Origin of the sequence: Nostoc sp. T09 (assembly GCF_002154695.1) — a bacterium.
Lineage (GTDB): Bacteria > Cyanobacteriota > Cyanobacteriia > Cyanobacteriales > Nostocaceae > Aulosira.
Map to the genome: position 1 here is coordinate 61,998 of NZ_MTAV01000074.1, position 21,540 is coordinate 83,537.

Sequence of the window (21,540 nt, forward strand, 5' to 3'; positions counted from 1 at the left end):
CATACATGACGCAAGAATGCAGAGATTTATGTTGAGCTAGATGTTATCGAAAAAGCATCAAAGTATTTCAACCCAGCAAGCTTAAATGGGAAAACTTAACATATACACCATCTGCTGATATTTTCCCTGATATGCTTTATTGTTCAAATCCTAATTGCTTGAATACCTTTAATCCTGATGGAAATAAGTTTTGCATTCAGTGTGGAAAAACACTCACGCCATTATTGAGAAACCGCTTCCGTGTAATTAGGCTTTTGGGCGAGGGTGGATTTGGTAAGACTTATGAAGCTAGGGATACAGATAAGATGGATGAACCTTGCGTGATTAAGCAATTTTTCCCGCAAGTGCAAGGAACCGCAGCACTAGAAAAAGCAACGGAATTGTTTAAGCAAGAAGCCAAGCGTTTGTATGATTTGGGAGAACATCCGCAAATTCCTCGCCTGATTGCTTATTTTGAACAGTATCAGCGCTTGTATCTCGTACAAGAGTTGATTGAAGGACAGAATTTACTACAAGAATTACAGCAGCAAGGAACATTTAGCGAGGAAAAGATAATACAGCTTTTGAATGATTTATTACCAGTTCTTCAATTTATCCATGAACGAGGAGTAATTCACCGCGATATCAAGCCAGAAAATATTATGCGTCGTCAACATGATGGCAAATTGATGTTAATTGATTTTGGTGTTTCTAAACAAGCAACGGCAACAATTCTCGCTCAATTAGGAACTACAGTTGGTACACCCGGATATGCACCATTGGAGCAAATGCATGGTCAAGTTTTCCCAGCTAGTGACCTTTATAGTTTGGGTGTTACTTGTATTCGGCTATTAACTGGATATTTGCCAAATCAAGGAGTTTATGATCCTCTTTATGATCCATTGAAAGGTCAATGGATATGGAGAGAATGCTTACCATCTGCTACCAGTATTACTCATACTTTGGTGCAAGTGTTAGATAATCTGCTTCAGGATTATGTCAAACAGCGCTATCAATCTGCTGCTCAAGCCATACTAGTTCTTAATGCTCCAAATCTGATATCAGCAAAAGGTATAAATTATAAAATTCTGCAAGAACTACTAGTATCTGGAAAATGGCGAGAAGCTGACCAAGAAACTTGGAAGGTTATGCTGAAAATATCTCATCGGGAAAAAGAACAGTACCTCAGAGTAGAAGATATCAAAAGCTTTCCCTGTCAAGACCTATTAACTATTGATGGCTTATGGTTACTATACAGTAACGGACGCTTTGGTTTTAGTGTCCAGAAGCAGATATGGGGAAGCGTTGGAGGAAAACCTGACTTAGATTTGGAAACCTGGAAATATTTTGGAGAGTGTTTAGGATGGCGGCATAAAAATAACTGGATACTTTATCAATCTCTATCATTTAAATTAGCTTCTCCAGCAGGACACCTACCTAGAGCAATATGGAGCATGAGATTGGATGGAAGAAGAAAAAGATTCTCTGCCCTCACATCAAGGCTTACGGATTGTAAAATATAGGAGTTTAAGAAGTAGAATTGCTGATGGTGCGTTACGCTAAAGCGATAACACACCCTACATTTTAATTTTCTTAAGGCAGTTGTAAAGATTCCTGGCGGTTTACTTTACGAAGATGTTTTAGATCAACTCTTGGTGCGATCGCAAGGGAGCAAGGGAGATTACTGTTTAATGAGCGATCGCGCTTTCAAAATTTGGTAACGCGATCGCGATAATTGTCTACCCTAACTAAATAAATGCAACTGACCTACTGCTGCATTGATCAAATTATGAGTAATGGGGAGGCTATCAATTACCATGCCAAGACACAACAGCATCATGTAGGAGATGGAATAGAGAAATAGCTCTCTGGCTACAGTCCGATCTTCTGGGTTTTGCAATAAGCGCCAAGATTTGTGGATGAATATGGCTCCTAAACCAAGAGCGATCGCTGCATAAAAAATTCCACTTGCGTGTAAGGGAAAAACTAGTAACAGTGTTGCAGCTACTGTTACCAAGGTGTAGTACCAAATTTGCTTAACTGTTGCTGTATCACCGACAACAACCGGTAGCATAGGGATTCCGACTTTGGCGTAGTCATCCCGAATCATCAACGCTAAAGCCCAGAAATGAGGCGGTGTCCAAAGAAAGACAATCGCAAAAATTAACCATGCTGCCCAGCTTAAAGTGCCTGTAACAGCGGCCCAGCCTACTAGCGCCGGAATTGCTCCAGCAGCCCCACCAATGACGATATTCTGGGTGCTATGGCGTTTTAGCCAGTGTGTATAGACTAAAACATAGAAAACTATGCCAGAAAAAGCCAGTAGGGCAGCTAGTAGGTTCGCAAAAACTGTCAATAAAGTGAAAGAAATGACAGCCAGAGCCACAGCGAAAATCAGCGCTTCTCGTGGCTGTACCTTACCAGAAGGAATGGGACGATGACGCGTCCGCTCCATTTCATAATCAATATCCCGATCATAGATACAGTTAATCGTCTGGGCGCTAGCAGCAGCCAAAGTGCCGCCAGTCATAGTTACTAGCAACAATAATGGGTCTACTTGTCCCTTAGCGGCAATCCACATACTGCCAGCAGTGGTAATTAAGAGCAACGGGATAATCCGAGGCTTTGTTAACTGGTAGTAGCTTTGAATTACCTGGAGAAATGTTTCGTGGTGGCGAGAGACATTAGTCTCAATCATTTTGGCTCTAGTTCCTTATTTTTCAACAAGTTATGTGCACGCCCTGCTCAGTCTGATTGGTGCGGTTGAACAAAAGTACAGACTTCCTGCATCTGGCTGGGTCGCAATACGCGCCGTTGCGCTTCCATGAAGAGTGCTACTCACGGCTTTAATTTGTAGAGCCTTTGTAGAAACGCTGTTATTTGCGTTTTGATGTCTCTTGGGATGCAGGTAGAGACAAGGGTTTATTTGGTTCCACCACTTCTAGTTGCTAGGGATTGGTGCTAGATGTGATGTCAAAGAAGCAAGGGAGCAGGAGCCTAAAGGAGCAAGGGAGAAACCCCAAAACTAGGAAAGGGGCTAGTGACCAAGATGGCAGGGAGATTAAATTTCTCCCCTGCGCCTTGCTCCCTTTCCCCCCGCCTCTTTGAGTTATGAATGCGATCCATTCACTTGTGTGTTTGTAGTTATCGTTACAGTCACAGGGTAAATGTTAGTTTCACGACTAGCAACCCAGTCGCGTAATGCTAGCACGGTGAAAGCCACTAAAGTACCCAGTAAAGCTGCGCCTACAGCTTGGTGAGAGACAGTGAGAGGCTCAACTTGCAGACGTAATCTGAAAGTTGCAATTCCCAACAGTATTTGTATAAGCAGCAACCCACCAGCCATATTTGCTAATCGCCGCAAAGCTGGATGAAGTGCTGGTCTTTGCCAAGATATCAATACCACCGCTAAAGTTGCCACTGTCGGTGGTACTAAGCCGAAGATGTGGCTGTACATCACAGTACAAAGTTGGGATGTGCCCAAACATTGGTGTAGTGCCCAGCGAGACCCTACTAAGGCACCTAGTAAACTTTGTAGGTAAACCAAAATAGAGGCTGCTAAACCTAACCAAGGCAACTTGCCAACATTGCCAGTTCCCTGATAAGGAGTGAGTGCAGTACCAACAATCAGTAGGGTGGCAAAAAACAACAGCGCTGTTCCCAAGTGGGCAGTCACAATATCAAACCGCAACAGTTCGGTGACCGTAAGTCCCCCCAAGATACCTTGGAAGACGATTAAAAATAGGGCGAATGTAGATGCCCAAGGCAGCCAAGTAGGTAAGGCGCGACGATGCCACCAACACAGACCAACAAGGGCGATCGCACTGACACCAATCAAAGCTGCGTCCAATCTGTGAAACCACTCCAAGAATACTTGGAGATTCATTTGCTTGGCTGGCACTAATTGCCCGTAGCACAAGGGCCAGTCTGGGCAAGCAAGTCCTGCATTCATCACCCGCGTGGCACTGCCTATTGCCATCAAAATCAAGGTGGCTATACAGATCTTCCAAACCAAACGACGGATCATTTCCTTGGGCTTTGGCTGCGGAGCTGCCGCTTCATTTTGTTGTTCTAGGACAAATTCGCTCATCAACGATACCTTATGCCCGCTCTTGAGTAGAGCTACTTAAAATTATTAGTTTGTCAGTCACGACCCATATCCACCCTAGCGTATACGACAAGGATTTATAGATTAGCTTTCAGTTATACCTTTCACTTATACTTTGAATCACTCTTGCCACTTTTTGCCCGAAACTTTAGGTATTTTTCAAGTTGTTAAGAGTCCTTTAATTGCAATAAATTTTACTATCTAAATTTATTCTTAAATTTTTGCCATGATTCACATCTATCCTTAGCAATATCTGATAAAACTCTTTTACTCAAAAATAGTTATGTAGCCAAAAAAATTAATAAAAATTTCAGACCTTAATAGCCCAGAGCTGATGGACTGGACTACCTTAGTAAGTGGGCAGCTTTGAGATAACGTAGTAAATTCATTTTAAGTAAGCCGTGAAAATTCCAAGTTCGATCTGGACATTACTAATTGGCATTGTGCTAACCCTAGTCAGCCTTTGGTACGGTCAGAATCACGGTCTGTTGCCAACAGCAGCCTCTGATGAAGCCGTCTTAGTTGATGGTTTGTTTAACACAATGATGATCGTCTCGACAGCTATATTTATAATTGTCGAAGGTGTTTTGATTTACGCTGCATTTAAATATCGGCGGCGACCTGGTGACAATGAAGATGGACCACCAGTTGAGGGTAACGTACCTCTAGAAATACTCTGGACGGCGATCCCAGCAATTATTGTTATTGGTATCTCTGTATACAGTTTTGATGTGTACAACGAAATTGGTGGCTTCGATCCCCATGCTGTTCATGAAGCCCCAATTACTCAGAATATGTCAATGAACATGCCTGGGGCAGCGATCGCCGCAACATTAAACGATACGCCTCCCAGCACTGAACCTAACCTCAATCAACAAAAGTCTGATGAGGCAATGCAAGACCCAGCCACCGCAGCAGTCCGCAATGCTGACCAAATTCCGCAAAAGCAGAATGCTCCTGGGATCGGGATTGTTTCTCCCACCATCGGCCCCAGCCCGGAAAACGTAGGCAAACCGCCAGCGTTGGCCATTAACGTCACTGGTCTCCAATACGCCTGGATTTTCACCTATCCAGAAACAGGTATAACTACTGGTGAAATGCACGTTCCCATTGGGCGGGAAGTGCAAATCAATATGACAGCCAACGATGTGATTCACGCTTTTTGGGTACCTGAGTTTCGCTTGAAGCAAGATGCTATCCCTGGTAGACAGAGCGAGATTCGCTTCACACCCAACAAGGAAGGTGATTATGCCCTCATCTGTGCTGAACTTTGTGGACCCTACCACGGCGCAATGAGAGCACCGATAGTTGTTGAGAAACAAGAAGCATTTGACAAATGGCTACAAGAGCAGCAAGTAGCCAGCCGCGAAACCCTCAATCAAGCTGTTGCTCTTAACCCTGCTGATCTATCCGCAAATGAATTCCTGGCACCTTACACCAAGGAAATGGGAATTAAACCTGAATTACTCCATCAAGTTCACACTGCTCATCATTAGTCATTGGTCATTAGTCATTGGTCATTAGTCATTAGTAAATGACAAAGGACAAATGACAAAGGACAAAGGACAAAAAACTCTTATGACCCAAGCTCAGATACAAGAAACTGCCAATATTCCTTCCCTTATTGAAGAACCAGGGGAGAGAAAATGGCAAGATTACTTTGGTTTTAATACTGACCACAAGGTGATTGGGATTCAATACCTAGTCACTACGTTCATTTTTTACTGTATAGGCGGCGTTTTAGCTGACTTAGTTCGGACAGAACTACGTACCCCGGAAGTAGATTTTGTCACGCCTGAAGTCTACAACAGTTTATTTACGCTGCACGCCACAATCATGATTTTCTTGTGGATTGTGCCAGCTGGTACAGGGTTTGCTAACTTCCTGATCCCCCTGATGATTGGGGCTAAGGATATGGCATTCCCCAAACTGAATGCTGTTGCCTTTTGGATGATCCCGCCTGCGGGTTTGTTGCTAATCGCTAGTTTAGTGGTAGGGGATGCACCAGATGCAGGTTGGACTTCCTACCCTCCCCTGAGCTTGGTAACAGGTCAAGTGGGTGAGGGAATTTGGATTATGAGTGTCCTTTTACTAGGTACATCATCGATTCTGGGGGCAATCAATTTCCTTGTCACCTTGCTGAGGATGCGTACCCCAGGCATGGGTTTCCATCAAATGCCCTTGTTCTGCTGGGCAATGTTTGCCACCTCAGCGCTGGTTCTGGTATCTACACCGGTGCTAGCAGCTGGTCTAATTTTGCTGGCTTTTGACTTATTCGCCGGAACGACATTCTTTAACCCGACTGGGGGTGGCGATCCCGTGGTTTACCAGCATATGTTCTGGTTTTACTCCCACCCGGCGGTTTACATCATGATTTTGCCTTTCTTTGGGGCAATTTCTGAGGTGATTCCTGTGCATTCCCGCAAACCGATTTTTGGCTATAAAGCGATCGCTTACTCTTCTTTGGCTATCAGCTTTTTAGGACTAATCGTTTGGGCGCACCACATGTTTACCAGCGGTATTCCTGGCTGGTTGCGGATGTTCTTTATGATCACCACCATGATCATTGCCGTACCCACAGGCATTAAAATTTTCAGCTGGTTGGCAACAATGTGGGGTGGAAAAATCCAGCTGAATACTGCCATGCTATTTGCAATGGGCTTTGTAGGCACATTTGTGATTGGCGGGATTAGTGGCGTGATGTTGGCGGCTGTACCTTTTGATATTCACGTTCACGACACCTACTTTGTAGTCGCACACCTGCATTACGTGCTGTTTGGTGGTAGCGTGCTCGGCATTTATGCCGGGATTTACCATTGGTTCCCGAAAATGACAGGGCGGATGCTTAACGAATTTTGGGGTAAGGTTCACTTTGCCTTGACCATTGTCGGTCTGAATATGACATTCTTACCGATGCATAAGTTAGGGATGTTGGGCATGAACCGCCGTGTCGCTCAGTATGACCCCAAATTCACGTTTTTGAACGAAATTTGCACTTACGGTGCTTATATACTGGCAGTTTCTACCTTCCCCTTCATTATCAACGCGATTTGGAGTTGGCTGTACGGAGAAAAAGCTGGTAATAATCCCTGGAGGGCACTAACCTTAGAGTGGATGACTACCTCTCCGCCTGCGATCGAGAATTTTGATGAACTCCCGGTATTGGCTACAGGTCCCTACGATTACGGCTTGGAAAGGGCTAAAGAAGGTGTACCCTTATCAGATCCCAATCCAATCTTGTCTGGGGGTGTTAACTCGGTGTTAAGAGCCGAACCCGACGAGCCATATCCAGCAATCACTGCTGAAAAAGAATAGTGCAGGGCATAGGGAATTGGGCATTGGTCAGTTGTCTCCCCTGCTTCTTTTTCCCCTTTACCCTTTACCCTTTCCCCCTTCCCCTCCTGCCTCTAGTCCCCACTCCTAACCTGTCCTCTAACATTCAAGATTCATGCAAAGTCAAACTATTGACTCAGCAAAAGCTGAACTGAATCATCACCACGCTGCGGAAGCAGCACATGCTGGTCACGAAGCACATCCAGACCATCGCCTGTTTGGGCTAATTGTCTTCCTTGTGGCTGAGGGGATGATTTTTATGGGGTTGTTCGGAGCATATCTGGCTTTCCGTTCTATCCTACCTGTATGGCCGCCAGCAGGCACGCCAGAATTAGAACTATTACTACCTGGAGTTAACACTGTCAATCTAATTGCCAGCAGCTTTGTCATGCATAATGCTGACACTGCCATCAAAAAGAACGATACCAAAGGTATGCGAACCTGGTTAGCAATTACTGCCGCAATGGGTACGATTTTCTTGGTAGGGCAAGTATATGAATATACCCATCTAGAATTTGGATTGACTACCAACTTGTTTGCCAGCGCATTTTATGTTTTGACTGGCTTTCACGGTTTGCACGTTACCCTCGGCGTTTTGGCGATTGTGGCTGTATTATGGCGATCGCGCCGTCCGGGACATTACAGTAATGAAAAGCACTTCGGTATTGAAGCTGCGGAAATTTACTGGCACTTTGTAGACGTGATTTGGATTATTCTTTTCGGATTGTTGTACATACTCTAAGTATTAATAAGTAGTTGTTCACTCCACGCGAATAACTACCCAACCCCCACCTGGGGGTTTTTTTCATGGTTATTTATGTAATCGACTTCTGATACCAATTTGAAAAATGATTGCGACAGATGGAAATCTAAAACCCTGATCCAATAGTTGTTTGTTTTACAATCTAATACCAATTCAAATAATAGACTTCTTGCAAAAGTCGGTAAAAGGGAAAGGGGAAAAGGGGAAAGGAACTCAAAACCCTTTCCCTTTAACCTTTTCCCTTTCCCCCCTCTTGCAAAAATATATTTTTGCAAGAGGTCTAATGTTTGCGACAGATAAATTCTTTGTAGGGAACATCCACAATCTTTTGGTATATCAAATTATTTTACTGGTGCCGTGCCCCTACTCATGTGTCGCGTTCTTTTTTCAAAATGGTATGAGTATTGGCAGGCGATCGCCTAAAATTTTTCTAGATATTTTTTCTGGGTATTCCAATGCCGAATCAGCATTAATTGAGTCACAGAAGGCTTAAGGTGCGAGATAATTTGTGAAAGACACAAGGGTGCATTTCATTGGTTCAACAATCACAAATCCCAGAAAATTCATCGATGCGAGCAATCCAGCGTGTACTGGGGAGCTTGAGCAATTACCAATGGATTTCCTTAGGAGCTTTGTTCAGTCTCTTACTTTTGACAGTTGCAAATGCAGCTACACCACAATTATTTCGCTGGGGAATCGATCAAGGTATTGCCCAGAAAAACTTACAAATTGTGCTTTACAGTGCTGCATGGATGGTAGTTGCGGCGATCGCTCGTGGTTTATTTAACTTTGGACAAAGCTATTTGGCAGAGGCGGCTTCTCAAGGTGTTGCCTACGATTTACGCAACAAGATTTTTAGCAAGATTCAAAATCTCAGTTTTAGTTATCATGACAAGGCACAGACTTCTCAACTCCTAACCCGCGTCACCAGTGATATTGAGCAGATCCGTACATTTATTGGCACTAGCCTGATTCAGGTGATTGGTGCAGCGGTGACATTGGTAAGTGTTGCGGTAATTCTGCTGATGATGAATTGGCAGTTAGCATTAATTACCCTGACAGTAGTGCCGATATCAGGATGGTTAATGGCACGATTCGTTACCCGCAATGAGCGAATATTTAGGCAGGTACAAGAGCAACTGGGTGACCTGAATGCGGTATTGCAAGAGAACTTGTTGGGGATCAGGGTAGTAAAAGCTTTCGTGCGGGAATCTACCGAAAGGTCGCGTTACACGACCTTAAATGATGCCTTAGTCACGGCCAATATGAAGACTATTAGCGCCATCCGCAATACCTTCCCCTTTATCTTTTTAATGAGTAATTTGGTAACTGTCGCAGTTTTTGGCTATGGGGGAGGGCAGGTAATTAATGGTAAGTTCTCTGTTGGTGAATTGGTGGCGTTTAACTCTTACCTGGCGTTAATACTCCAACCAATTTTGTTGATTGGATTTGCTGCACCTGCGATCGCTCAAGCCGCTGCTTCCGCGGAACGAGTTTACGAAGTAGTAGATGCGGAGGTGGAAATTCGCGATCGCCCCGATGCTGTGGAGTTTAACACTTGTGGCGGCAGAATCACCTTTGAAAATGTCTCATTTCGTTATCCTGGAGCGACAACTGAAGCTTTAAAGAATGTTTCTTTTGAAACCAAGCCTAACGAGCTCATCGCTATTTTAGGAATGACAGGTTCCGGCAAAAGCACAATCATGAACTTGATTCCCCGCTTTTATGATGTCAGTAGGGGAGCAATTCGCATTGACGGGCGGGATGTGCGGGATTTTACCCTGAAAAGTTTGAGAGCGCACATTGGGATTGTCTTTCAAGAAACCACCCTCTTTTCTGGCACCATCCGCGAAAATATTGCCTACGCAAAACCGAATGCAACCTTGGAACAGGTGCTTGAAGTAGCAAAAACTGCCCAAATTCATGAATTCATTGCCAGCCTACCCGATAGCTACGAAACAATGGTAGGTGAACGGGGTATTGGTTTATCTGGGGGACAAAAGCAACGAATAGCGATCGCCCGCACCTTACTCACCGATTACAGTATTCTGATTTTAGATGACAGTACTTCTGCTGTAGATGCCAAAACTGCTGCGCAAATTCAAGCCGAACTGGATAACCTTATGCGCCAAAAAGCTTGTGTAACTTTTGTGGTGGCTCAACGCATTAGTACCATCAAGAATGCTGATCGCATTTTTTTGGTCGATAAAGGACAATTAGTCGCCCAAGGCATTCATGAAGAATTAATGCAAACCAGTCCACTTTATGGTGCGATTTTGGAATCTCAAGTAAAGCCAAAGGAGAACAAATGAGAGGCTTCGGTCCGGTTGTTGCACCTGAGCAACAGGCAAATCACCAACTCTCCACTTTACGGCGCTTTTTGCAATACTTGCGACCCTATCGCAAAGAAATCCCCATAGCCTTGACATTAGTACTGATTGGTGCATCAACACAGGCGATCGGGCCATTCTTACTTGGTTGGTCAATTGATCACCTGATTGCCAAAGGAAATTTGCCGGGGTTGATGCTGCTATTAGGGCTGCTGGGACTAATTTACGGGCTTGGTATCTCGGCAACTCGTGGTCAAATTATTCGGGTCGGCTGGATTATGCAGCGCTTGCTGGCGCAACTGCGGCAAGACATTTTCACGAAAATTCAGAGTTTGCCACTCAGCTTTTTTGACCGCAGCGAAGCGGGCGATTTAATGAGCCGCCTGCTCAATGATGTGAATACCGTGAATCAGGCATTTGGACAGACGATCGCCCAAATGCTGGGCAACACTTTTAGTTTGGTTGGCATTGTCATTGCCATGCTCTCAATCAACTTACAACTTGGCTTGTTAAGCAACCTCGTTGTACCACTGATGATTTTGACCACGAGCTTGTTTGCACGTTGGGCAAGAGCAAGATTTCGCGTCACACGACAAACAATTGGCGAACTTTCCACCAAATTGGAAGAAGATATTGGCAGTGTGCGAGAAGCACAGGCATTTAATCGCGTACAGATGAACATTCAAGAATTCGCCACTCTCAACGCTGCTAATCGCGATGCCAACGTCCATGCTGTGGCAATTACTGCGGCCTTTTTGCCGTCGATTGATTTTCTCAACACTCTAGCAACCGCAGGTGTACTAGCTTATGGTGGCTATCTTGCTGTCACAGGCGCAGCAACAGTAGGTGTAGTAACATCATTTTTACTTTATGTACAGCAATTCTTCCGCCCGATCCAAATTCTCAGTCAGTTTTACACCCAAGCTCAGTCTGCCTTTGCTGGATTAGAAAGAATTTTCCTGCTGTTGGATGAACCATCACAACTCAAAGATGCACCTGATGCTATCCAAATGCCACCAATTTACGGTGAGGTAAGATTTGATAATGTTAAGTTTGGCTATAACCCAGAGCAAATGGTTCTCAAAGGCGTGAATTTACACGCCAGCCCAGGGCAGATGGTTGCATTAGTGGGCCCGACAGGCTCTGGAAAAACGACAATTATTAATTTAATATTGCGTTTTTATGATGTCTCTGATGGTGCAGTAAAAATTGATGACATTGATGTGCGTAGTGTTACTCAAGCTAGTTTACGGCGTCAGATTGGTATTGTTCTACAAGATAATATTTTATTTAGCGGTACTGTGGCAGAAAATATTGCCTTCGGCTGTCCACACGCTACCCAAGCCGAGATCGAAGCCGCTGCACAAATGGCGAATGTGCATGAGTTTATTACTTCATTACCCCAAGGTTATACAACACAATTGGGTGAACGGGGTGCGCCTCTTAGCCAAGGACAACGGCAACTGATTAGTATTGCCCGTGCAGTGTTGATCGATCCCCGCATTCTAATTCTTGATGAAGCCACCAGCAGTATAGATACCCGCACAGAAGCACTGGTACAAAATGCGATCGCTCGCTTGCTGCAAGGTCGTACCAGCTTCGTAATTGCTCACCGCCTCAGTACCGTTACTCAGGCCGATCAGGTATTAGTAATTCAGCAAGGACAAATCATCGAACGCGGCACTCATGCAGAACTTATTAGTCAACAAGGTGTCTATGCAAACCTCTATGCTCTCCAGTTGGGTGCAGTAACCACAATGGAATTTCAATAATTTCAATAATTAGTAATTCGTAACTATAGAATTTCCAATTAAATGAAATACAGTCCGTAGAAGGACACAACATTGTCGTGTCCTTACTCGTCATCTCGATTGCTAGAAATGATCCAATCTAATATCTTTCCAAATTTCGGAAACCTGCCAGCCTGTGTTTCCAACTGATTGGACTACAGGATTGTCACGCAACGGAATATAGTTAGGTTCTCTATTCTCTACATCCAGTACTGGTGTCTTCTCTAATACCGATTCTAGAGCATCGATAGTATCGTCTTGAAGATTTTGTTCTTCTACTTCCTCCATAATCTTAATTTTCTTCAGGAGGAGTTTTTCAGATTTTTTGATCAGTTTCATCTGTCTCTACTTAGAATTTTGAAACCTGGACATTTAGAGATGAGAATCTTCATATTAATTCAGAAAAAGATTAATATAATCTTTCCAAAATTTTCAGACAGATCCGCAAGAAATTTTATGAAGTATAGGGTTGAATAATTTAACTAGGATTAACTAGGATACAGCAAATTTGAGAAAAATACGAGCATTTTTCTTAACAAGGAATTGAAGCGCATTAAGTAAGCCGACACAAATCAACCGAACTATTTACAGAATATAAAACGCACAAAACCTTTGCGATTGCTACCCTGCGGGAAGCCTCTTTGCGTCTACGTTTCACTTCATTACACTCTCAATGACATATCTGGAAATTTTTATGCCGACTGATACCAATTCAAAAAATGTTTGCCACAGATACCCCGCCCGCTTGTGGAGAGGGTTTTATCGATGTGATGCATTCTTTTTTCAAATTGGTATTACTTATCCCTAACTGTCGTAACCTTTGAAAGATTTTATGGATTCTCATGCAAGAAAGTCTGGATCTGATTTAGCTCTTGCTCGTTGAGGCGAAACTCACTTGCACCGATTATTCCTTCTACTTGTTTACTGTTGCGTCCGCCAACAATTGCCGCAGTCACCGCAGGATTATTTAAAGTCCAAGCGATCGCTACTTCACCAGGCGAACGCCCGTGTTGTTGACCAATGTGTTGCAACACCTCGACGAGCTTCAGATTACGAGATAGACGTGGCTCCTGAAATTCACTGCTGTTCTTGCGCCAATCATCATCTGGCAGATTAGCAACTCGCTCGTGTGTCATCGCCCCAGTCAGCAAGCCAGATTGCATCGGTGAATAAACAATCACACCTATATTATTTTCCTTACAAAAAGGCAGAATATCCTTTTCTACATCGCGCTTGCCCAGTGAATAAGGCGGTTGCAATGAGGTGATTGGTGCAATCTCCTGGGCACGTTTCAACTGTTCTACATTGAAGTTTGAAACCCCAATATAGCGAACCTTACCTTCATCTTTTAGCTGGCTGAGGGTTTTCCAACCTTCTTCGAGTTCTGCGTCTGGGTTGGGCCAGTGAATCTGGTAGAGGTCAATGGTTTCAATGTTGAGTCGACGCAAACTAGCTTCAACCTCCCGCCGCACCGAATCTGCCTTGAGGCTACGACCAATTTCGCCCTTTTCATTCCAAATCATTGAGCATTTAGTAAAAATGTAGGGGCGTTCTGCTCGACCTTTAAGCGCCTGAGCAACAACCTCCTCTGAATGCCCCAAACCATAAATAGCTGCGGTGTCAATCCAATTCACGCCGAGATCGAGAGCACGATTGATCGCTGCAATCGATTGTTGGTCGTCCTGTGCTCCCCAACCAAAAGCCCAGTCACCTCCACCGATAGCCCAAGCACCAAAGCCGATTGGGGTGATCTGAAGCTCCGAATTGCCGAGTTGTTTGGTTTTCATGCGTACTTTCTCCAAGAATTAGGGATTTTAGATGAGCAGCGTTTCCAACAATGCTCGAAGTAATCTAAAGCTTTACCTCGCCAAAGAAACCGAATTATTTATTTTTAAAAGTCTTGCCCAGTCAGCTTAAAAGCGGTTGTATCGCGTTAAACAGCGCTCTCAAATAAGCTAGTTGTTGGCTGTAATGACTCTGCTTGAACAAATAGGGTACTTTGGTCAGGAAAAGCTGTCCAATTTTGCTCGAATAGAGGTTCAGAAGCAACAATGACTTGGTTGGGCTGCTTTAGATGATCGCAATACCAATAAAGAGTAGGGGCTTGGGTGCGGTAGGCGTAGCGAGTTGCCGCAACTGCTTGACCATCACTAACTATGATATTGGCACTAAAGGTGGTATCGTGCTTTTTAGCCAAGTCAGTTAATTTTTGCAGCGTCGCACGTAAGGCTGATAATAGGGTCTGATCTGGAGCCGACTGCCACATTTCCACTAGCAAAGCGAAGATGTGTTCAGAATCAGTCATACCCTTAATCAGCTGGTATGTGGAATCAGAAAGGCTTTCGCGTATCGGTCTATAGAGCGTTTGTTGAAAGTTTTCGATCTCACCATTGTGCACAAACAACAGCTTGCCACTGCGGAATGGTTGACAGTTACTAATGTCGAGCGTTTCACCGTTCCCTGCTAGGCGGACATAGCCCACAACACAGTTAGATTGGACATAGTTGCTCAACTCTTCTATATTCGGATCGTTCCACAGGGGGATGGTGTTCCGGTAAATAAATGGTTTACCCGCTTCGTTGTACCAACCTACACCAAACCCGTCTGCACAAACTACTCCTGACTTTAATTCCTGCGGGTTATAACTTTGCTTGTATAGCGAATGCTCTTGCTTATAAAGCAACTCATCTAATTGAATACTATTACCAAGGTAGCCAACTAATCTACACATAAGAAAAATAGCTAAATTATAAAATACGCATATAAAAGTTTAGCAAGCGAATTTTTTGCAGCTATCTAACACAGGGAGGATTTCCTCGCAGAGTGAGTTAATACTCTCGTTTGAAGCCAGGAATAGGAAATGATTTGGACTGCGATCGCTCTCCACAGTGGCGACTTTCTTTGGTGCCCTGTCAAAACTTGCTCACATTTTACGCAGCAGTACGAACTACAGTCTGTTAGAATGCAGAGCTGCGGCATTCGCTGTCAGTCTTGGCGCTTACTGCCTTCTATCTCTTCAAACCATCCGTCCGCCTAAGACTGATGCCGCCAGTGGCGACAGGCCGATGTTATTTCTGGAGTTTTATGTCTTTTTCTACTCTCGGCTTGTCCCCTGAAATTATCCGCGCTGTCACCGAGCGAGGCTACACTCAACCCACGCCAATTCAGATGCAGGCGATTCCTGCTGTATTGTCGGGTGGCGATTTGCTAGCTGGTGCTCAAACTGGTACGGGAAAGACTGCCAGTTTCACCCTGCCGCTGCTGCATCGCTTGTCATCCGAAAACAGCATTAAAGGCACATCTGGTAATGGATGCCCACCGATTCGGGCGTTGATTCTTACCCCAACTCGTGAACTCGCCGCACAGGTGGAAGAAAGCGTGTTTGCCTATGGCAAGTACCTGAAACTGAACTCAATGGTCATGTTCGGTGGGGTCAGCATTAGTCAGCAAAAACAGCGTTTGAAGAATCGTGTGGATATTCTGGTTGCTACCCCAGGGCGACTGCTAGACCACGTGCAGCAGGGCACGGTGAACCTGTCGCAGATTGAGGTGTTAGTACTGGATGAAGCAGATCGCATGTTGGACATGGGCTTTATTCGTGATATTCGCCGCATTCTGTCGCTCCTGCCCAAACAACGACAAAATTTGCTATTCTTCGCGACCTTTTCCGACAAAATCAAGGAACTCGCCGCCGGGCTGCTCAATCGCCCAACGATGATTGAGGTGGCACGCCGCAATGTTACTGCTGATACAGTGGCGCAGAAAGTATACAAGGTAGACCGTGATAGGAAGCGCCAATTACTTGCTCACCTGATACGGAAAGATAATTGGTATCAAGTGTTAGTGTTCACCCGCACTAAATACGGTGCAGATAGATTGGTCAAGCAGTTGGGCGAGGACCGCATTCAAGCACTGGCTATCCACGGTAATAAGAGCCAGTCGGCGCGTACCCATGCTCTGGCAAAATTCAAGAACGGCAGCCTACAGGTACTAGTAGCAACCGATATTGCCGCTCGCGGTCTCGACATTAGCGAACTGCCCCATGTGGTCAATTTCGATCTCCCCAATGTACCGGAGGATTATGTTCATCGTATTGGTCGCACTGGGCGTGCTGGCGCGTCAGGTGAAGCTGTATCGCTGGTAAGCGTCGATGAATATTCGTTGTTGGCTGATATCGAAAAACTGATTAAACAGCGCTTGCCCTTTGAAGCGATCGCTAGCTTTGGAGCCAACCCCCAGACCAAGCCCGAACCAATGCCAAGTGGTCGTAAAGATAAACCCACAACTGGAAGTGACCAGCGGACAGATCGCTCTACTGCTGAACCGTTACCAAAGAAAACGCCTAAAAAATTGGCAGCGCCAACCGTAGCTGGTGGCAAAAAGTCCGGTAGTGGTTCCTCCACATCACGCCGTTGGGCTAAACGCGATCGCTGATCTATCAGTATTAAATATTGGCTCAGTTCCTATCTCCACCCACTCTTTGACGGAATAACCTTCAGTGGGAACTGATGCCATTTCTACTTAAAACTTGCCGGCTTCCGAAAAGATTTAACTAGTACAACTCCTCCAATCAATACGAAAATTGACCCCATACCAGTAAACATTGCAGGTAAAAACCATAGCTCAAGCCAAGAATTAATCATGGCAGAATTTGGTTTTTCAGGGTTGTAGAGAACTTCTACCTGTTGACCTTTACTAAATGCTGGTGGCTTACTGCCTGTACTGGATTCAAATATAGTTGGTTCACCAGAACTTGGAGTAAATTTAACAACTGGATAGTAAACAGAAGAAGAGCGACCCTTACTATCAGTTGAGGAACGTAGCTTTAAATCAATTACAGTTCCTTGTATTGATTCTGCTGTGCCAACAAAAGAATGAGTATTAATTACAAATATGATGCCTGTGACAGCAAATATACTGCCAATACCAGCAAATATAGAACCAAATACCAGAAAGAACTTTGAATCGTCCATAGAATTTTTTTTATTTTGCTAGGAGCAGACACAATTGAGATGAAAATCCCAAACATCAAACTGCCAAGAACCTTTGAATAACATCCTGACTGAGTTCGTTGGTTGAACCAGAGGCAACAATACCGCCTTTTTGCATGGCGTAATAGTAATCAGCTTGACGAACGAAGTGCAAGTGTTGCTCTACCAATAAAACAGAAATGCCTGTGGTTTCAACAATGCGACGGACTGCGGCTTCAATTTCCCAAATAATTGAGGGTTGAATACCTTCGGTGGGTTCATCTAATACGAGTAATTGAGGTTGCCCCATTAAAGCACGAGCGATCGCCAGTTGTTGTTGCTGTCCACCACTCAAATCACCGCCCATTCGCGAAAGCATTGTTTTCAACACAGGAAATAAGCTAAAAATTTCCTCAGAAATTCCTGCTTTTTGTGCCTGTTTCTGTCTAGCTTCTAACCCCAACAGCAGATTTTCTTTAACTGTCAAACGGGGAATGATTTCTCGTCCTTGGGGAACATAACCAATTCCCATTTTTGCTCTTTGATCTGGAGATTTAGAGTTGATTAATGTCCCTGCAAAGTTAATTGTGCCGCTGCGGGGTTTAAGTAAACCCATAATTGTTTTAAGCAGAGTTGTTTTACCTACACCATTGCGTCCAATTAAGCAGACCATTTGCCCAGATGATACGCTCAAATCTACGTTGCGGAGAATATGGCTTTCACCGTAGTAAACGTTAAGGTCAGAAATTGTGAGCATTGATTTTTGACGATTTATTCGTGTTGTTGTCCCAGATATACTTCAATAACGCGGGTGTCATTTTGAACTTCCTCAAAACTGCCTTCGCACAGCACCGAACCTTCATGTAAAACTGTTACTTTCCGGGCAATTTGACGCACAAATTCCATATCATGTTCAATAACTAAAATTGAATGACTCTGGGCTAGTGTTAAAAGCAGTTCGCCGATATTATAAGTTTCTTCATCTGTTAAACCCGCCACTGGTTCATCAACAAGTAATAAATCAGGGGACTGTGCTACTAACATTCCAATTTCTAAACGTTGTTTTTCTCCGTGGGATAACAAAGCGGCGGGGATGTCTGCTTTAGAAGTTAAACCGATAGTTTCTAATAAGCCTTTAATACTATTGCTTTCCGTAGCATGAGAACGCCCAAACAAAGTAGAAAAAACATTTTTATTGTGGTTGCTGGTAATTTCTAGATTTTCTCGGGGCGTTAAGTTTAGGAAAATTCTAGGTGTTTGAAACTTGCGGCCAATTCCCAACCGCGCAATTTGATGTTCAGGCAGAGAACGTAAGTTTTTTCCTTTAAATAGGACTCGCCCCACAGTTGGTTGCACTTTCCCCGTAATCACATCAAGAAACGTGGTCTTTCCCGCACCGTTGGGGCCAATTACCACCCGCAATTCACCAACTTCCATACTAAATTTCAGTTGATTGAGAGCCTTAAAACCATCAAAACTCACAGTTACGTTTTCAGTTTCCAATATTTTGGCGTTCATGTTCTACTTCGGCATCTTCTTCTAAACTGGGATATGTAGAAATTGGTTGAGGGCGGTTGAAAATAGGAATGTTTTGATGACGTAACCATCCCACTATGCCATCAGGAAGCACCGTCACGACTATTAACAATAATGCTCCTTGGAAAAATAGCCAAATTTCCGCAAATTGTTCGCTTAAAAAAGCACGAGCGTAATTAACTAACAAAGCCCCAACAATCGCCCCGATTAATGTCCCTCGTCCGCCTACAGCTACCCAAATCACCATTTCAATCGAAAAAGCAATATCCATTGATCTAGGTGATACAGAACCACTTTGCAGGGTGTAGAATGCTCCTGCTATACCTGCGATCGCACCAGAAACTGCAAAGACCACTACTTTAAAATCTGTAGGGTCGTATCCAGAAAATCTTACCCGGCTTTCATCATCACGAATAGCTATCAATAATCTGCCAAAGCGTCCGCTTGTTAACCAGCGACAAATTCCGTATGTGGCTGCAAGCAACACTACTGTCAGGGTGTAGAAAATGAATTGCGTTTTGGCATCACTGACTGTTGCACCAAACAAAGTTGTGAAATCTATAAGTCCATTCGTACCGTTGAAAAGTTGTTGTTGACCGTTAAAAAAGTTAAAAAATACAATAATTGCAGCTTGAGTCAAAATAGAAAAATAAACTCCCTTGAGGCGATTGCGAAATACTAAATATCCTAATAAACCAGCTAGTAAAGCTGGAATCATGAACACAGCAATTATGGCTACAGGAAAAGAATAGAAAGGTTGCCAAAACCAAGGCAATTCCGTAATCCCATAAAGCCCCATGAAATCAGGTAACTCGCCAGGGGGGACTTGCAGCTTCAAGTTCATAGCGATCGCATATCCGCCCAAGCCAAAGAAAATGCCATGTCCTAAACTGAGTAACCCAGTGTATCCCCAAATCAAATCAATACCCAAAGCCACAATAGCCAGCGACAAAAATCTGCCCAACAAATTCAGCCGAAACTGTGTAAGTACCACTGGCATAATCAATATGAGGATAAGTGCGATCGCCACCACCACCCCAAATTCAATTAATATTAACCTTCCTCCCTTCTTGCTCATTCTCTGCGCCTCTATGGTTTAAACATCAACAGTACGACCTTTTTGCGGAAAAATTCCCGCAGGCTTCCACTGTAAAAACACAATAATCAGCACAAATACCATCACCTTAGCCATACTTGCTGTGGCAAAAAAAGTAAAGAAATCTGCTAAAGGTTTGACATGAGTAAATAACGAAGTCAGAGTACCAGAACCAATTAAAAAGTTAGCTGTACCAATTGCCAAAGCAGATACAATCGTACCTAATAAATTGCCTACACCGCCGACAACAACCACCATAAAAGTGTCGATAATATAATTTTGCCCGGTATTGGGGCCTACGGAACCAAGTAAACTAATGGCACATCCAGCCACACCAGCTAAACCAGAACCCAATGCAAAAGTGATGGCATCAACTTTTTGAGTTGGAATCCCTAAACAAGCACTCATACTACGGTTTTGCGTAACCGCCCGAATTCTTAATCCCCAGTTAGAATGTTGTAAAAATAGGTAAATTCCTGCTACGCAGATTATTGTCAAACCAATAATAAATAACCTGGCAAATGGTAATTGCACACCACCTAGAGATATTCCATCCTGTAACCAACTAGGCGCTGTGACATCCACATTTTGAGCACCAAACCAAGGTTGAGTCACTGCTTGCTGATAGGTTTGACTCAATAAGTTGCAAATTGATACTGTCATCAAGAAAGATAGCAATAATATTACTGCTGTAACCCAATTACGAATTCTCTCCAGATTTGTGCGAGAATTTAAAATCCATAAACTTCCAAAAAATAACAGAGAAAACAGGACTATTCCAATTACCAAAACCCAATTTACGCTACGGACAAACTGCTGAAAAATCAAACTTACTCCCCAAGTTGCTAGTAGAGTTTCTAGAGGGCGTCCATAAAGATAACGAATCACGCCTCTTTCGAGAATTAAGCCTACAGCCGCCGTGAAAATAAAAGCAATTATTAAAGCCAAAAAGATATAAATTTCAAACCACAGCCCGCCCAATTGTTTGCAACCATTTTGGACGACAAATGTTGCATAAGCACCAAACATCATTAATTCACCATGCGCCATATTAATGACGCCCATTAAGCCAAATATAATGGCTAATCCTAACGCTGCTATTAATAATACAGCGCCAATGCTGATACCATTAAATACAGCTTCTAATAAAATTGTTAACACTTCTTTTTCTCCAAGAAATCTCAGCTTATTGTTATTAGTTATTTGTCAAGAAATTGAGTATGATAATATTTTACGGCTTAACTTACTAAAGATAGCAGCAATAAATCAATACGCTTCAGATAAGAATAATTAACCGCCGATCAATCAAGTTTAATCAATTGATTTGATTTCTGATAACTCAATCTATCCTTAACTGAACCGTATTGAGCAATAAATAATTTTGCCGTAACACACTGAGATGAATGGTGCGTTGCGCTTAGCTATAACGCACCCTACTGGCGTGGCAAGGCTAAAATGTTGCAATAAAAAATGTTTGTAGTTGCGCTTTAGCGCCTTCCAATAAATAAATCTAATGCACAACTTTAGGCTTGCCACGCCACTACTGGACTGTTTCAGCTAAAATGTTGCAATAAGAAATGTTTGTAGTTGCGCTTTAGCGCCTTCCAATAAATAAATCTAATGCACAACTTTAGG

The 21,540-nt window shown here is 43.6% G+C and carries 17 protein-coding genes; 7 read left to right on the forward strand and 10 right to left on the reverse strand.

What is annotated here, in order from left to right; translation table 11 throughout:
- The first annotated feature begins 131 nt into the window (after positions 1-131).
- Positions 132-1,502 (forward strand): serine/threonine-protein kinase, encoded by a 1,371-nt coding sequence (locus BV372_RS16015; protein WP_086687491.1) that lies wholly within the window; start codon positions 132-134, stop codon positions 1,500-1,502.
- Positions 1,503-1,723: 221 nt separating this feature from the next.
- Here BV372_RS16015 and BV372_RS16020 read toward each other — a convergent pair whose 3' ends face one another.
- A complete protein-coding gene (locus BV372_RS16020) occupies positions 1,724-2,677 on the reverse strand; it encodes a heme o synthase (protein WP_086687492.1) in 954 nt (317 codons plus the stop codon).
- A 411-nt stretch (positions 2,678-3,088) separates the two neighbouring features.
- Positions 3,089-4,069, reverse strand: a complete 981-nt coding sequence (locus BV372_RS16025) for a heme A synthase (RefSeq protein WP_086687493.1) — start codon at positions 4,067-4,069, stop codon at positions 3,089-3,091.
- Between the two features lie 419 nt (positions 4,070-4,488).
- Between BV372_RS16025 and BV372_RS16030 the strand changes: the two genes are divergently transcribed.
- From BV372_RS16030 to BV372_RS16055, 5 genes are all read left to right on the forward strand, one after another.
- Entirely contained in the window at positions 4,489-5,583 is a 1,095-nt protein-coding gene (locus BV372_RS16030) for a cytochrome c oxidase subunit II (RefSeq protein ID WP_086687494.1), read from the forward strand.
- A gap of 82 nt (positions 5,584-5,665) precedes the next feature.
- The gene (gene ctaD, locus BV372_RS16035) at positions 5,666-7,402 is read left to right on the forward strand and encodes a cytochrome c oxidase subunit I (RefSeq protein WP_086687508.1); all 1,737 of its coding nucleotides are present in this window, start codon (positions 5,666-5,668) and stop codon (positions 7,400-7,402) included.
- 133 nt (positions 7,403-7,535) lie between these two features.
- On the forward strand, positions 7,536-8,162 hold the full coding sequence (locus BV372_RS16040; protein ID WP_086687495.1) for a heme-copper oxidase subunit III: 627 nt from the start codon (positions 7,536-7,538) through the stop codon (positions 8,160-8,162).
- Positions 8,163-8,752: 590 nt separating this feature from the next.
- Positions 8,753-10,495: an ABC transporter ATP-binding protein gene (locus tag BV372_RS16050; protein ID WP_179198115.1), complete on the forward strand. Its 1,743-nt coding sequence runs from the start codon at positions 8,753-8,755 to the stop codon at positions 10,493-10,495.
- Positions 10,492-12,285 carry an ABC transporter ATP-binding protein gene (locus tag BV372_RS16055; protein ID WP_086687498.1) on the forward strand — a complete coding sequence of 598 codons (1,794 nt, stop codon included), beginning with the start codon at positions 10,492-10,494 and terminating at the stop codon, positions 12,283-12,285. Before BV372_RS16050 ends, BV372_RS16055 begins: the two co-directional genes overlap by 4 nt.
- A 102-nt stretch (positions 12,286-12,387) precedes the next feature.
- On the opposite strand, the gene BV372_RS16060 is transcribed toward BV372_RS16055, so the two are convergent.
- The 3 genes from BV372_RS16060 to egtC form a co-directional block, all read right to left on the reverse strand.
- Positions 12,388-12,642, reverse strand: coding sequence for a hypothetical protein (locus BV372_RS16060; RefSeq protein ID WP_086687499.1), 255 nt, complete (start codon positions 12,640-12,642; stop codon positions 12,388-12,390).
- A 491-nt stretch (positions 12,643-13,133) separates the two neighbouring features.
- Positions 13,134-14,090 carry an aldo/keto reductase gene (locus BV372_RS16065; protein ID WP_086687500.1) on the reverse strand — a complete coding sequence of 319 codons (957 nt, stop codon included), beginning with the start codon at positions 14,088-14,090 and terminating at the stop codon, positions 13,134-13,136.
- A 146-nt stretch (positions 14,091-14,236) separates the two neighbouring features.
- Positions 14,237-15,034, reverse strand: a complete 798-nt coding sequence (gene egtC, locus BV372_RS16070; protein ID WP_086687501.1) for an ergothioneine biosynthesis protein EgtC — start codon at positions 15,032-15,034, stop codon at positions 14,237-14,239.
- 353 nt (positions 15,035-15,387) lie between these two features.
- On the opposite strand from egtC, the gene BV372_RS16075 reads away from it, so the two are divergent.
- On the forward strand, positions 15,388-16,737 hold the full coding sequence (locus tag BV372_RS16075) for a DEAD/DEAH box helicase (protein ID WP_086687502.1): 1,350 nt from the start codon (positions 15,388-15,390) through the stop codon (positions 16,735-16,737).
- Positions 16,738-16,820: 83 nt separating this feature from the next.
- On the opposite strand, the gene BV372_RS16080 is transcribed toward BV372_RS16075, so the two are convergent.
- From BV372_RS16080 to BV372_RS16100, 5 genes are read right to left on the reverse strand one after another with little or no spacing between them, the layout of a single operon-like run.
- A complete protein-coding gene (locus BV372_RS16080) occupies positions 16,821-17,276 on the reverse strand; it encodes a DUF3592 domain-containing protein (RefSeq protein ID WP_086687503.1) in 456 nt (151 codons plus the stop codon).
- A 55-nt stretch (positions 17,277-17,331) separates the two neighbouring features.
- Positions 17,332-18,030 carry an urea ABC transporter ATP-binding subunit UrtE gene (urtE, locus tag BV372_RS16085; RefSeq protein WP_086687504.1) on the reverse strand — a complete coding sequence of 233 codons (699 nt, stop codon included), beginning with the start codon at positions 18,028-18,030 and terminating at the stop codon, positions 17,332-17,334.
- 14 nt (positions 18,031-18,044) lie between these two features.
- Positions 18,045-18,791: an urea ABC transporter ATP-binding protein UrtD gene (gene urtD / locus BV372_RS16090; protein ID WP_086687505.1), complete on the reverse strand. Its 747-nt coding sequence runs from the start codon at positions 18,789-18,791 to the stop codon at positions 18,045-18,047.
- On the reverse strand, positions 18,766-19,887 hold the full coding sequence (urtC, locus tag BV372_RS16095; protein WP_086687506.1) for an urea ABC transporter permease subunit UrtC: 1,122 nt from the start codon (positions 19,885-19,887) through the stop codon (positions 18,766-18,768). Before urtC ends, urtD begins: the two co-directional genes overlap by 26 nt.
- A gap of 18 nt (positions 19,888-19,905) precedes the next feature.
- Positions 19,906-21,066: a branched-chain amino acid ABC transporter permease gene (locus BV372_RS16100; protein ID WP_086687507.1), complete on the reverse strand. Its 1,161-nt coding sequence runs from the start codon at positions 21,064-21,066 to the stop codon at positions 19,906-19,908.
- Positions 21,067-21,540 lie beyond the last annotated feature (474 nt).